Here is a 13,420-nt window from a genome sequence, read left to right as displayed (position 1 = left end):
ATTATGTTTGTCACGGAAGCACGAAAACACTGAAAAATTTACTTCTTCTCCGTGATTTCTGTGTTTCCGTGGCTAATTAATTTTTGCACATGTTTTAAAAGCGATTTCCCTGAAAGGATGCACACAGATAATAATCATCCGTGTTTATTTGTGTAAATCTGTGGTTAATATTCCTGGATTATATAATCTGTAAGTTGTGCCCGCTCAGCAACAGGATGATAATGATTAAACCAGCAGCAATTCTATACCATCCAAAAACCTTGAAACCATTTTTGTTTAAGTATCCGATAAAACTTTTTATCGCCAAAAGTGCCACTACAAAAGCAACAACATTACCAATAATTAAAAGGTTAGTCTGCTCATGGGTAATGGTGTGCCCTTCTTTATAAAAGTCGTAAAGTTTTTTTGCTGTTGCAGCAAACATGGTAGGTACAGCTAAAAAAAATGAAAATTCTGCAGCAACTTTTCTGCTTAATTTCTGACTCATGCCGCCAACAATAGTGGCTCCCGAGCGCGATACACCTGGTAACATGGCAATACACTGAAAGAAACCTATTTTCAGCGCTGTTAAATAAGTTATTTTCTCCTCTTCATTAATAGTTGGTTTATTAAACCACTTGTCTACAAATAATAAGATAACACCGCCAACTAACAGCGAAATACCAACAGCCATTGGGCTTTCTAATAATTCGTCGATTTTTTTGCTCAATAGCAGACCAAATATGGCAGCCGGGATAAATGCAACCAATAATTTAATGTAGAAATTTATCGATTTGAAAAATCTTTTGAAATAGAGTACAACAACCGAAAGTATTGCACCCAATTGGATCACAATGGTGAAAAGTTTTACAAATGGTTCTGATGCGATGCCCATAAACGATGATGCAATAATCATGTGTCCGGTACTCGATACAGGCAAAAATTCAGTTAATCCTTCAACAATAGCAAGGACAATGGCTTCAAAAGAGTTCATATGTTTTGATTAATGGGCTAGTCCCACTGTAATTTTACTTTATAGTTTTTTAATTTTTTATCTCTTGATATTAAAGTTAAATCTTCAGAGATTGCTTGTGATACAATAATCCGATCGAAAGGATCATTGTTGAGAAAATCGAGACCTAATAATGTAGTAAGATGGGTTTCATTGATAGCAATTATTTCGATTTGATTTCTTTCTGCAAATCGAAATAATTCATCAAAACCAATTTTTAAATCGAGTTTTCCGATTTGTTTTTTGATGGCAATTTCCCAAAGCGAGGCAATGCTCAAGAAACAAGACTTGTTAATATCAGATAGTTTTTTATTTATTGAAGTTGGCAGCTGATTATCTCCTGCTACAAACCATAAGAAGGTATGAGTGTCTAATAGATATGCCATTAAATATAATCAGCAAACATTTCTAACGGTTCGTCAAAATCATCTGATAATTTGATTTTACCTTTTGCATACCCGAATTCGCGAGATTTTAACTTCGGCTTATTTTTATGCTTTGTTTTTAAGAATTCAACAAAATCTGCAACTTCCTGCCTAAGGTTTAGGGGAAGGGAATTTATTTCGATCTGCAAATTTGTTGTTGTCATATTATAAAGTTAAAAAAACACTTTAGCTAATACAAGAAATTATTTTTTTAGGATAGCATAAATGCCAAAAGCAAAACCCGCCAACACCACTATCGGTGCCAATAAAGTTCTTCTGAAATCATAAATATCGCCAGTGGTACCCATCATTAATATAAAACCAACTGCTACAATTGCAATGCTGATTAACAATAACTGATAGTTTTTTTTGGTAAACACCAATTCGCTTTTAACGTCCTTTACAACCGGACCTGTTTTTTTTTCTGCCATTATCTATAAAGATGATAAGATTTTAAACGTAAATATCTGCTTACTGCAAACCATGTACTAATGCCTGTTATAAAAATACCCACAATTAAAAGGCCTATAAATACGAAGCCAAATTCCTGGTAGTTATTTAAAATAATAATCTCAGGTACCTCTTTGCGGGCGTAAATTAAAGTTGCCAATAAAATTATGATGGCAATAAATGCAGCAATTAAGCCATGCAAAGCAGCATACAATAAGAAAGGACGTCGAATAAAGTTTTTCGTTGCACCAACCAACTGCATACTTTTAATTAAAAAGCGTTGTGAGTAGATTGCTAGTCTTATTGTGTTGTTAATCAGTGCAATAGAAATGATTAGTAGTAGTGCGGCAAAGGCTAAAATAATTAAGCCAATGGTGCTGATATTTTTGTTTACCATATCAATTAAAGAGCTTTGGTAAACCACTTCTTTAACAACAGGGTTTTTAGAAATACTTGCTTTTAAGGCATCGATACTTTTATTGTTCGCATATTCTGCTTTTAAATACACATCGAAAGTAGAAGTTAGCGGGTTGTAACCTAAAAAGTTAACAAAATCCTCACCTAAATCCTGTGTTAAATTTCTGGCTGCAAGCTCTTTATTTACATATTGAGTTTGTTTTACTGCAGGGTTAGCGTTTAATTCTTTTTGAAAGGCCAAAACATCGGCTTCTTTTGCACCTTCATCAACAATAATGTTTAAAACGATGTTTTCTTTAACGTAGTTAGACAGGTTTTTGGCATGTACAAGTACCAAACCAAGCAGCCCCAGCATTAATAAAACCAATGCAATACTGATTATAGTAGAGATATAAACGGTTTTGGTTTTCTTAGATGCATCACTTACTTCGAATTCTTCCATGTATTTCATTTTTGTTTCTGCGAAAATATAAATTATACCTGATAAACACCAATTAATGATTGCTAAATGAATACTAACGTATGTGATTAGCTTTTAGTTTGAGGATTAAATTCTTTAATAAAATTTACTTTTTTTCGAAATGCGGTACGAAATTTGTCGAAACGGCGTTAATTATGGATATCTTAAAACTAAACTATGAAAAGACAAATTACTATTCTGAGCCTATTCTTACTTATCGCCTCTACAATTACTTCTTGCAAAAAAGATGAAACTTCTTTAAAAGCCCAGATGTTAGGGAAATGGACGTTAAATAAAATTGTAACTTCTGGCTATACTGCTGAAGAAACATTGAAAGATCCGAAAAAAATTAATGGAACTGCTACCTATGGTACAACAAGTGATTATGTTGACTTTAAGCCAAATAACGATGATCAGGTAGAGCTGAGTTTATCGGGTAACAGAACAATCGGAACTTATGTAATCATTTATTCTGATCGGTTCAGCATGGATATTAATGATGGATTGAATTATTGTAAAATAAACAGTATTACTGCAAATAAATTAGAGTTTACCGCTAAAATTGATAAAACAAACATTACTAAAGTATATTCTTTATCAAGATAAGATCTTAATTCCCCGATTATTTGCTGCGCCATTGGTTTTTAATATCAATGGCGCATTTTTTTGGGAGTTAAATTTTGTGGTGTCAGTTGTTCCCAACTGACGCTAAATTGGATATAAGATTCGCTTGATAGCAAGTCAGATGGTAACATCTGACTACACGTAAGATTCCGCGAAATAATTGTGGTGTCAGTTGTTCCCAACTGACGCTAAATTGGATATAAGATTCGCTTGATAGCAAGTCAGATGGTAACATCTGACTACACGTAAGATTCCGCGAAATAATTGTGGTGTCGGTTGTTCCCAACTGACACTAAAAACACATATTCTAAGTATTCTCTTATTTTAAATAATCGATAGTCAGATGGTAACATCTGACTACACAAAAGGCGCCGAGGTTTTCCCTTAACCTCTTCTAATTCTGCATTTCTGCTGGCAAAATATTATCATGAATCTGCTTTTTTAAGCCCCTTAATTTCCGTATTTTCGCCCCTTTAAAAATTTAAAACTTGCAATGGATTACCAATTCAAAGAAATAGAACAAAAGTGGCAGAAATTTTGGGCAGATCATCAAACGTTTAAAGCCGAAAGCAATTCTGAAAAGCCAAAATATTATGTGTTAGATATGTTTCCTTATCCATCAGGAGCAGGCCTGCACGTTGGTCACCCACTGGGTTACATTGCATCAGATATTTTTTCAAGATATAAACGCCTTAAAGGCTTCAATGTATTGCATCCAATGGGATACGATTCGTTCGGATTACCCGCAGAGCAGTACGCTATACAAACCGGACAGCACCCTGCTATTACCACCGAGGCAAACATTGCAACCTACCGCAGGCAGTTAGACCAAATTGGTTTTTCTTTCGATTGGAGCAGAGAGGTGCGCACCAGCGAGCCTTCCTATTACAAGTGGACACAATGGATTTTTATGCAGTTGTTCAATTCATGGTACAATATCGAAAACGATAGGGCAGAAGATATTACCACGTTGATCGAAAAATTTAATGCTTCTGGTACAGCTGATGTTAAAGCAGTTTGTGATGAAGATACTAAAGAATTTATGCCGAGCGACTGGGCAACCTTTACCGATGAAGAGAAACAGATTGAATTGTTAAAATACCGGTTAACTTATCTTCGCGAGAGTACTGTAAACTGGTGCCCGGCTTTAGGCACCGTTTTGGCGAATGATGAAGTTAAAGATGGTTTTTCTGAGCGTGGAGGTTTCCCTGTTGAGCAAAAGAAAATGATGCAATGGAGCATGCGGATCACCGCTTATTCTGACAGGCTTTTGCAGGGTTTGGATACCATCGATTGGCCAGAACCAATTAAAGAAATGCAGCGCAACTGGATTGGTAAAAGTGTTGGAGCATCCGTAAAGTTTCAGATTTGCCTCACCCCAACCCTCTCCGAAGGAGAGGGAGCTGGTAGCTACGGCTATGAAACCGCTGACCCTTCATTGTGGAATATACTTAAAACCAATGCGAGAATAAACAGAGGCAATCAGACCGATGCTGAAAATGCGCTTTGGCAAAATGTAAGGGGTAATAAAACGGGACATAAAATCAGAAGACAACATCCAATTGGAACCTATATTGCAGATTTTATCTGTCTAAATAAGAGATTAATTATTGAAGTTGATGGAGGTTATCACGCAGAAAACCAAGAAAACGATAAGCTTAGAACAGATGCTCTTAATCAATTGGGTTTTGATGTTATCCGCTTCTCTAACGAAGAAGTTTTAAATAATATAGATTCCATTATCAATAAAATAAAATCAGAACTTGATAGCAGATTAGACAGACAAGGCACTAAGCTAAGCGACTCTTCTTCCCTCTCCAAAGGAGAGGGCCAGGGTGAGGCTTATATAGAGGTTTTTACTACACGAGTAGATACCATTTTTGGTGTTTCTTACCTGGTTTTGGCTCCTGAGCATGAGTGGGTTGCAGAATTAACTACTCCTGAACAAAAAGAGGACATTGCAAACTACATCGCTTTAACTAAAAAGAAATCAGAATTAGACCGTATGGCCGATACCAAAACGGTGTCTGGCGCTTTTACAGGTACGTATGTAATTAACCCTGTAAGTGGCGAACGCGTACAGTTATGGATTGCTGATTATGTGTTGGCAGGTTACGGAACTGGCGCGGTAATGGGCGTTCCGAGTGGCGATCAACGCGATTGGTTATTTGCTACACATTTTAATTTGCCAATTATCCAGATTTTGGACGGACAAAAAGATATTGATGTTCAGGCAGATCCAACCAAAGAAGGGAAATACATTAATTCTGGTTTCATAAACGGAATGACATATAAAGAAGCTGTTCCATTTTTGAATAACTGGTTGGAAGAAGAGAAAGTAGGGAAAGCAAAAGTAAACTTCCGTCAGCGTGATGCGATTTTTGGTCGCCAGCGTTATTGGGGCGAGCCGATTCCGGTTTACTTTAAAGATGGATTGCCTTATTTGGTAAAAGAAGAAGAATTACCATTGTTACTTCCTGAAATTGATAAATATTTACCAACTGAAACAGGAGAACCACCTTTGGCGAGGGCTGAAGATTGGGTACCAAAAAATGGCGGACATTACGAATTAAGTACCATGCCAGGTTGGGCTGGAAGCAGCTGGTACTGGTACCGTTACATGGATGCCAATAACAATAACGATTTTGCTTCAAAAGAAGCAGTTGAATATTGGAAAGATGTGGATTTGTACATCGGTGGTTCTGAACATGCAACCGGTCACTTATTGTACAGCCGTTTCTGGAATAAATTTTTGAAAGATTTGGGTTACACCAAAGAAGAAGAACCTTTCAAAAAACTGATTAACCAGGGCATGATTCAGGGTAGAAGTAATTTTGTTTATAGATTGATTTTTAGATCAATAAGTGAAACTATAACTGGTGCAGATGTGGATGAAACAAAGTATTTTCCGCTTTTTGTTTCTCAAAATATTGCAAAAGCAGTTCTCGATGGCACATATTCACCCCAGGATATTAAGAATATGGTTATAAAACAGCACGGTAATGCTGTTATGGAAAAGATTGTTTTTACTAGTTCAATGTTTGTATTAACTTCCCACGTTGATGTTTCATTAGTAGAAAATGAAATTCTTGATGAAGGGAAATTTAGAAAATGGAGGGCTGAATTTGAAAATGCAGTCTTCATAACCGAGAACGGGAAATACATCTGTGGTGTTGAGGTAGAAAAAATGTCGAAATCAAAATTCAATGTGGTTAATCCCGATGATTTGATTGAACGTTATGGTGCTGATACTTTGCGGATGTACGAAATGTTCTTAGGACCGCTAGAACAGAGTAAACCCTGGAATACGAACGGTATCGAAGGTGTATTTAAGTTCTTGCGTAAATTCTGGCGTTTGTTCCATAACGAAGAATGGACTTTCCACGTAAACGATGCAGTACCAACAAAGGCTGAGTTAAAATCGCTGCATAAAATCATAAAAAAGGTGCAGGACGATATCGAGCGTTTCTCATTCAATACTTCTGTATCGAGTTTTATGATTGCGGTAAACGAGTTAACCGATCTGAAATGCAAAAACCGTCAGATTTTGGAAGATATGGTGATTATCCTTTCACCTTATGCCCCACATATCTGCGAAGAGCTTTGGGTATTGTTAGGTAATGAAGCCGGAACTTTATCGTATACGGCTTTCCCAACATTTAAGCCTGAGTATTTGGTAGAAGATGAGTTTGCCTATCCGGTTTCAATCAACGGTAAAATGAAAATGAACCTGAATCTGAGCTTAACTTTAGCTCAGCCAGAGGTAGAAAGCATTTTATTGGCTGATGAGCAATTCCAGAAATTCCTGGATGGAAAACCAACCAAAAAGATCATTTTCGTTAAAGGAAAGATTATTAATGTAGTTGTTTAAGGTAGAAGGTATAAGGCATAAGGTTTAGGGCTTTCCTTTCTCTTGCCTTAAAAATAGAAAAACCCGATTTGCAAAACGCAAATCGGGTTTTTTGTTTTCGTGCGATCGTCATTGCGAGAAGGAACGACGAAGCAATCTTAATGCAATCGCTATACATATTGTGATAAGATTGCTTCGTCGGCTGAAAAAGCCTTCTCGCAATGACGACCACTTTTACTCACTCATTGCTTTCAACTGTCGACGGGTTACAAAAAATTAAAACCCGAGCTGTATTTCACAACTCGGGTTTTAAAAGGGGTAACGTCATGCTGAATTTATTTCAGCATCTATCTAGCATTAAGATTCTGAAACAAGTTCAGAATGACGCCCGCTATTATCTTTCGCCTCTTTTTCTATTTCCGCCAAATCTTCTGTTGTTACTTGCGTTGCGTGATTTGCCGCTCATATTGCCATCGGCACCTTTTTTAGCGCCGCTACCGCCTTTAGATTGGGCTTGTGGTTTACGTTTAACCTGGTTTTTAGCAAGCATACTTTCCCAACTTAATGGATAAGGATGATCATCAACAACCGGGAGCGTAATTTTAATCAGTTTCTGGATATCCAATAAGTACTCGTTTTCTTCTGCATCACAGAAAGAAATGGCAATCCCGTTTGCACCAGCACGACCAGTACGGCCAATTCTGTGTACATAAGATTCAGGAATATTCGGCAATTCGAAATTGAAAACGTGCGATAACTGATCGATATCAATACCACGTGCAGCAATATCGGTAGCTACCAAAACGCGTATTTTACGGTCTTTAAAATCAGTTAATGCCCTTTGTCTGGCATTTTGCGATTTATTGCCGTGAATGGCAGCAGCTTTAACACCAGCATGGGCCAAATCCTTAACAATGCGGTCTGCACCATGTTTGGTACGGGTAAAAACCAAAGCAGTTTCGATCTTTCTATCCTCAAGAAGGTGGATCAATAATTTCTTTTTATCAGGTTTGTCTACAAAATAAACCGACTGAACAATTGTTTCTGCTGTAGAAGAAATGGGGGTAACTTCTACTTTTGTAGGACTAGATAAAATCGTATTTGCCAACTTCTGGATTTCATCTGGCATGGTTGCAGAGAAAAATAAAGTCTGGCGTTTTGCAGGCAATTTAGCCACCACTCTTTTCACATCATGAATAAAGCCCATATCGAGCATGCGGTCGGCTTCATCCAATACGAACAATTCGATAGTATTTAAGCTGATAAAACCCTGGTTCATTAAATCTAATAAACGGCCGGGTGTTGCAACTAAAATGTCAACGCCTTTTCTTAAAGCTTCTACCTGCGAGTGTTGGTTTACTCCACCAAAAATTACTAAATGGCGTAAATTTAAATGACGGCCGTAAGCCTTAAAACTCTCTTCAATCTGGATGGCAAGCTCACGTGTTGGCGTTAAAATCAAAGCTTTGATATTTTTGGTCGCTTTGGTATTGATGTGTTTTTCGTGCAATAACTGCAACATCGGGATAGCAAAGGCAGCGGTTTTTCCGGTTCCGGTTTGTGCACAGCCTAATAAATCTTTGCCTTTTAATATTGTTGGGATGGATTGCTCCTGTATCGGTGTAGGTTGTGTATAACCTTCGGTCTCAAGGGCCTTTAGAATCGGCTCAATGAGGTTTAATTCTTTGAATAACATGTATGTTTCTGTGTAATATTTATCGAAGAAGCTAGAACAATCATTTGTTGAAGGACTAACTTGCGGATTGCTTTAAATGATAAAGAAATTCTGCTTCGCCGCAAAGATAGGTAAATTTATTGAATGATTGAATTTTGAATGATAGAATGGCAGGGAAATCGCTTTTAAAACATATGCAAAAATTAATTAGCCACGGAAAACACAGAAATCACGGAGAAGAAGTAAATTTTTTCGTGCTTCCGTGGCAAACATAATGCTTAGGTATGCGCAGAAAGAGGAAGAATTATCAGAGAAAAGTTAAAAGCGATTTCCCTGGATAGAATGGTACGAAACTCACTCATTCAATCCTTCTCTCACTCAATTTTAACGCTCCTCCTTAAACCTGCTAAAAAACAACAGTGCAATTAAACAGAGCCCAAAACCTACAATTCCGTTCAATCGTAATCCGAAATCGTTGCCGGGGTCCTTACCGTAAATGGTAAGCATGGCGAAAATAGCGATACCCAATGTTTGCCCAAGTTTTACAAAAAGGTATTTTACTGCGAAGAACATCCCTTCATGGTTTTCGCCTGTTGCTAAGGTATCTCTTTGGGCGATATCGGCTAAAATCGCCGTGGGTAAAATACCGAGAGCCGCTAATGGAAACGAAGCGGATAGTACCAGGATGTAAATCTGTGTATGTGGACCAAATGGTAATTTGCCTAAAAAGAAAATGGTGACGAAGATTAAGCACAACACGCCAAAGGCAAGTAATACAAAAGGTTTTTTGCCAATTTTGGCCGAACCAAAATTAACCAGCGGGTAAAATAGCAATGAAGCAAAAACCATGGCAGCCATAAATTTTCCACCTTCTGATTCTGGCAAGCCCAATAAAACGGTACAGAAAAACAATAAACCGCTCGAAATAATGCTCAATGCCGTATAAAAAGCGAAATCAGATATCAGGTAATATTTAAAATTGCTGTTCTTAAATGTGCTTTTAATTGCTGGCCATAAAGGCACATGGGTAGGCTTCGCAACCGAAAATTCCTTTTCATTGATGAAAAAAATTGGCAATAACATCACCAGTCCGGATAAGATACACAAACCCCATATTGCGATCTGGATGGCTTCGCTGCGGTTGGCTACATGAAAATGAGCCTCAACCAGATCGGCAAAGTTGTTGGTACAGGCCGATAAAATGATTCCGATTACAAAACCAACCTGCTGATAACTCGATAATTTAACTTTTTGTTTCGGTGTATTGGTTACTTCGGCCAGCAGCGCATTATAAGGAATAATATAAGTGGTAACCGATACAAAAAACAAACAAAGTGTTATCGTTAACCACCAGGCATTATGCAGGCTCTCCGTTTTTTGGATCGGGTAGAAAACCAGTCCGCAAAAAAGCATAGCAGGAATAATTGCCCATTTCATAAAGGGCATTCTGCGACCGTTTTTATTGGTGCAAGCATCACTTTTAGACGCAATAAACGGATCGTAAATAGCATCTACCAACCTTCCTGAAGCAGCAATAATAGAAAGGATATTAAACGCACCCAATAAAACGAGTTGTGGTACCAAAGGTGGCAGGCCAGCGTTGCTTGGCGGCAAATAGAAATAGGGAAGCATTACGATGATAATGTTTGTCATCGTGCTCCATCCAATCATACCTGCAGCGTAAGCAATTTCTTGTTTTAAGGAGAGTGTTTTGTTCATTAATTATTTTAAGTTCTTTTATGTTTTTTGTAAAGCGGGTTTCTGTGTTAATCGGTTAAATCAGTCCTGCTTTCCATTTTATTTCGCTGCGCTTCATGTTCATTTCAATCAGGTTTATTTTAATTGGCCTGCCTTGCTATCTTAAACCCGACAGTAGCAGAAATACTTTTTGTAGCTCCTTCGACAGGCTCAGGATGACAATAACAAAAAGATTGTAGCGTATGGCGGGACTATCGAAACCGACCAGCACTGCAACTGCTTTTCAAATCAAAATATTAAAACTATTTTTTATTAAACCATCTGCTCGCAAAATAGATTACCAGAAAGCCAACAAAAATATATAAACCATTAAGTGCCGCATTCGGATCATCGGCATAAATGCTAAAGGCCACGAAAGTATAAGCAGCAATAAAAATAATAGGCAATATAGGATATAAAGGAACAGTATAGGTGGTTTTTTTATCAAGATGCGTAGTTCTTTTCCGGAGGATGAAAATCGTAGCTGCCGAACTGGCCATGCTAATGCTTTCTAAGAAAATAGTATATTTAAAATCTATTGACCATGAGCCATCGACTATCAGGCTATTGACAAAAAAACTATGAGCCATCACCCTACACGACTCACTGTTCACATGTGGAAATTTTCTTTTGCGAGCCTCACAGAATAAATCTATTATTGTATAATAATTCTGAAGAAGGTATTTGAAAATATTTTTATTTCAATCATCAGGATTATTTCTACAAATTCTTCATTGCTTTGCAAACCAAAAAATGCAAGGTTTTTCATTGAAGAACAGATAAATACAGTATGGCAGAAGTAATTTATAACGACGATAGTATCCGTTCATTAGATTGGAAAGAGCACATCAGGCTTCGTCCGGGGATGTACATTGGTAAACTTGGCGATGGTTCTGCGCAGGATGATGGTATTTACGTTTTGCTAAAAGAAATTGTAGATAACTCTATCGATGAGTTTGTAATGGGTACCGGAAAAACCATCGAAATTACTGTTTCCGAACAAAAGGTAAATATACGTGATTACGGTCGTGGCATTCCGCTGGGCAAGGTAATCGATTGTGTAAGCAAAATCAATACCGGTGGTAAATACGATAGCAATGCTTTCCAGAAATCTGTTGGTTTAAATGGGGTAGGTACTAAGGCTGTAAATGCACTTTCTACTAGTTTTATGGTGCAATCGTACCGTGATGGAAAAACGAAAAAAGTAGAATTTTCTAAGGGAGAAATTGTAAATGAACAGCCAATTATCGATACCACTCAGCGCAATGGTACGGCGATTACTTTTTACCCAGATGAAACCATTTTCAGGAACTATCATTACATCCCTGATTTTGTAGAGAGTATGGTTTGGAACTATGTATTTTTAAATACAGGCTTAACCGTAAATTTTAATAATCAGAAATATTTTTCGGAAAGAGGTCTTTACGATCTGCTTTCTAAATTTAATAAGCCAGAAGAAATCCGTTACCCAATTATCCACATGATTGGACCAGATATCGAAATTGCAATGACCCATGGGCAGCAATATGGCGAAGACTACCACTCATTTGTAAACGGACAGCACACCACACAAGGCGGAACGCACCAGGCGGCTTTTAGGGCAGCGGTAGTGAAAACCGTTAGAGAGTTTTTCAAAAAAGAGTTTGATGCGGCCGATGTTCGTTCATCCATTATTGCAGCAATTTCTGTGCGTGTACAGGAGCCCGTTTTCGAATCGCAGACCAAAACAAAACTAGGTTCGCAAAATATGGGACCAGAAGGACCATCGGTAGCTACTTTTATTAACGATTTTGTTAAAAAAGAATTGGATGATTATCTGCATAAAAATCCAGATGTTGCTGATGCTTTGTTGAAAAGAATTATGCAATCGGAGCGCGAGCGTAAAGATATTGCAGGCATCAAGAAACTGGCAAACGATAGGGCGAAAAAGGCATCCTTACACAATAAAAAACTGCGCGATTGTAAGGTGCATTTTAATACTACTCACGAGAAACGTTACGAAACCACTTTGTTTATTACCGAGGGAGATTCCGCATCGGGTTCGATCACAAAATCGCGCGATGTAGATTGTCAGGCTGTATTTAGTTTAAAGGGTAAGCCGCTTAACTGTTATGAGCTTACCAAAAAAGTGGTTTACGAAAATGAAGAATTTAACCTGCTACAACATGCTTTAAATATCGAAGATGGTTTAGAAGGGCTTCATTATAACAATATTGTAATTGCAACAGATGCCGATGTGGATGGGATGCACATCCGTTTGTTGATGATGACCTTCTTTCTTCAGTTTTTTCCTGATCTGGTAAAAGCAGGGCATGTGTATATTCTACAAACGCCGCTTTTCAGGGTTCGGAACAAAAAAGAGACTATTTATTGCTATAGTGACGAAGAACGTAAAAATGCGATCGAAAAACTGGGCAATAAACCCGAAATTACCCGATTTAAAGGTTTGGGAGAAATTTCTCCTGATGAATTCGGTTTGTTTATCGGGAAAGATATCAGGTTAGACCCCGTTATTTTGAAAGATCAAACGATTAAAAGTTTGCTGGAATATTATATGGGTAAAAATACGCCTGACAGGCAGCAGCACATTATCCGTAACCTAAGGGTAGAGAAGGATGAGGTAACTGAAGAACCTAAAGTGATTACTGAAGAAGTAGCATAGAAAAAGGTCCTTCGACTCCGCTCAGGATGACAATCATCTTTGTATGCTTGCGGTTAGTCAATAGTGGCGTCCTGCTGAACTTGTTTCAGCATCTATGTTGTTGTGCCTTGGTTCATGTCTCCACGAACC

At 37.7% G+C, this 13,420-nt stretch carries 11 protein-coding genes; 3 read left to right on the top strand and 8 right to left on the bottom strand.

The genetic code is table 11. The features are described from left to right. Window positions 1-178 precede the first annotated feature (178 nt). The 5 genes from AW17_RS09010 to AW17_RS08990 are packed head-to-tail and all read right to left on the bottom strand — an operon-like array spanning window position 179 to window position 2,725. Window positions 179-973, bottom strand: a complete 795-nt coding sequence (locus AW17_RS09010) for an undecaprenyl-diphosphate phosphatase (RefSeq protein WP_029275804.1) — start codon at window positions 971-973, stop codon at window positions 179-181. Window positions 974-990: 17 nt separating this feature from the next. Then, a complete protein-coding gene (locus AW17_RS09005) occupies window positions 991-1,377 on the bottom strand; it encodes a type II toxin-antitoxin system VapC family toxin (RefSeq protein WP_029275803.1) in 387 nt (128 codons plus the stop codon). Continuing rightward, window positions 1,377-1,580, bottom strand: coding sequence for a type II toxin-antitoxin system VapB family antitoxin (vapB, locus tag AW17_RS09000; protein ID WP_029275802.1), 204 nt, complete (start codon window positions 1,578-1,580; stop codon window positions 1,377-1,379). The genes AW17_RS09005 and vapB overlap by 1 nt, the downstream gene beginning before the upstream one ends. A gap of 39 nt (window positions 1,581-1,619) precedes the next feature. Then, complete coding sequence (locus AW17_RS08995) at window positions 1,620-1,847, bottom strand: DUF3098 domain-containing protein (RefSeq protein WP_029275801.1); 228 nt, start codon at window positions 1,845-1,847, stop codon at window positions 1,620-1,622. Next, window positions 1,847-2,725, bottom strand: a complete 879-nt coding sequence (locus AW17_RS08990) for a cell division protein FtsX (RefSeq protein ID WP_029275800.1) — start codon at window positions 2,723-2,725, stop codon at window positions 1,847-1,849. The genes AW17_RS08995 and AW17_RS08990 overlap by 1 nt, the downstream gene beginning before the upstream one ends. Window positions 2,726-2,920: 195 nt before the next feature. Between AW17_RS08990 and AW17_RS08985 the strand changes: the two genes are divergently transcribed. Beyond that, a complete protein-coding gene (locus tag AW17_RS08985) occupies window positions 2,921-3,349 on the top strand; it encodes a hypothetical protein (protein ID WP_029275799.1) in 429 nt (142 codons plus the stop codon). Between the two features lie 511 nt (window positions 3,350-3,860). Further along, window positions 3,861-7,238, top strand: a complete 3,378-nt coding sequence (locus AW17_RS08980) for a leucine--tRNA ligase (RefSeq protein WP_029275798.1) — start codon at window positions 3,861-3,863, stop codon at window positions 7,236-7,238. 373 nt (window positions 7,239-7,611) lie between these two features. Here AW17_RS08980 and AW17_RS08975 read toward each other — a convergent pair whose 3' ends face one another. From AW17_RS08975 to AW17_RS08965, 3 genes are all read right to left on the bottom strand, one after another. Next, window positions 7,612-8,913, bottom strand: a complete 1,302-nt coding sequence (locus AW17_RS08975) for a DEAD/DEAH box helicase (protein WP_029275797.1) — start codon at window positions 8,911-8,913, stop codon at window positions 7,612-7,614. A 363-nt stretch (window positions 8,914-9,276) separates the two neighbouring features. Beyond that, complete coding sequence (locus AW17_RS08970; protein WP_029275796.1) at window positions 9,277-10,611, bottom strand: MFS transporter; 1,335 nt, start codon at window positions 10,609-10,611, stop codon at window positions 9,277-9,279. 281 nt (window positions 10,612-10,892) lie between these two features. Next, window positions 10,893-11,129: a hypothetical protein gene (locus tag AW17_RS08965; RefSeq protein ID WP_029275795.1), complete on the bottom strand. Its 237-nt coding sequence runs from the start codon at window positions 11,127-11,129 to the stop codon at window positions 10,893-10,895. 290 nt (window positions 11,130-11,419) lie between these two features. Here AW17_RS08965 and AW17_RS08960 point away from each other — a divergent pair, with 290 nt between their 5' ends. After that, on the top strand, window positions 11,420-13,291 hold the full coding sequence (locus AW17_RS08960; RefSeq protein WP_029275794.1) for a DNA topoisomerase IV subunit B: 1,872 nt from the start codon (window positions 11,420-11,422) through the stop codon (window positions 13,289-13,291). Window positions 13,292-13,420 lie beyond the last annotated feature (129 nt).

It is taken from the genome of Pedobacter borealis DSM 19626, from assembly GCF_000708285.2.
Classification (GTDB): Bacteria; Bacteroidota; Bacteroidia; order Sphingobacteriales; family Sphingobacteriaceae; genus Pedobacter; species Pedobacter borealis.
This window is presented reverse-complemented; position numbering and strand designations above follow the sequence as displayed.

Excerpts from the sequence above, each read along its gene's own strand:
- AW17_RS08990 (WP_029275800.1), bottom strand. The coding sequence starts at position 2,725 with ATGGAAGAATTCGAAGTAAGTGATGCATCTAAGAAAACCAAAACCGTT.
- AW17_RS08980 (WP_029275798.1), top strand. The coding sequence starts at position 3,861 with ATGGATTACCAATTCAAAGAAATAGAACAAAAGTGGCAGAAATTTTGG.
- vapB (WP_029275802.1), bottom strand. The coding sequence starts at position 1,580 with ATGACAACAACAAATTTGCAGATCGAAATAAATTCCCTTCCCCTAAAC.
- AW17_RS08995 (WP_029275801.1), bottom strand. The coding sequence starts at position 1,847 with ATGGCAGAAAAAAAAACAGGTCCGGTTGTAAAGGACGTTAAAAGCGAA.
- AW17_RS08965 (WP_029275795.1), bottom strand. The coding sequence starts at position 11,129 with ATGGCCAGTTCGGCAGCTACGATTTTCATCCTCCGGAAAAGAACTACG.
- AW17_RS08975 (WP_029275797.1), bottom strand. The coding sequence starts at position 8,913 with ATGTTATTCAAAGAATTAAACCTCATTGAGCCGATTCTAAAGGCCCTT.
- AW17_RS08960 (WP_029275794.1), top strand. The coding sequence starts at position 11,420 with ATGGCAGAAGTAATTTATAACGACGATAGTATCCGTTCATTAGATTGG.
- AW17_RS08985 (WP_029275799.1), top strand. The coding sequence starts at position 2,921 with ATGAAAAGACAAATTACTATTCTGAGCCTATTCTTACTTATCGCCTCT.
- AW17_RS09005 (WP_029275803.1), bottom strand. The coding sequence starts at position 1,377 with ATGGCATATCTATTAGACACTCATACCTTCTTATGGTTTGTAGCAGGA.
- AW17_RS09010 (WP_029275804.1), bottom strand. The coding sequence starts at position 973 with ATGAACTCTTTTGAAGCCATTGTCCTTGCTATTGTTGAAGGATTAACT.
- AW17_RS08970 (WP_029275796.1), bottom strand. The coding sequence starts at position 10,611 with ATGAACAAAACACTCTCCTTAAAACAAGAAATTGCTTACGCTGCAGGT.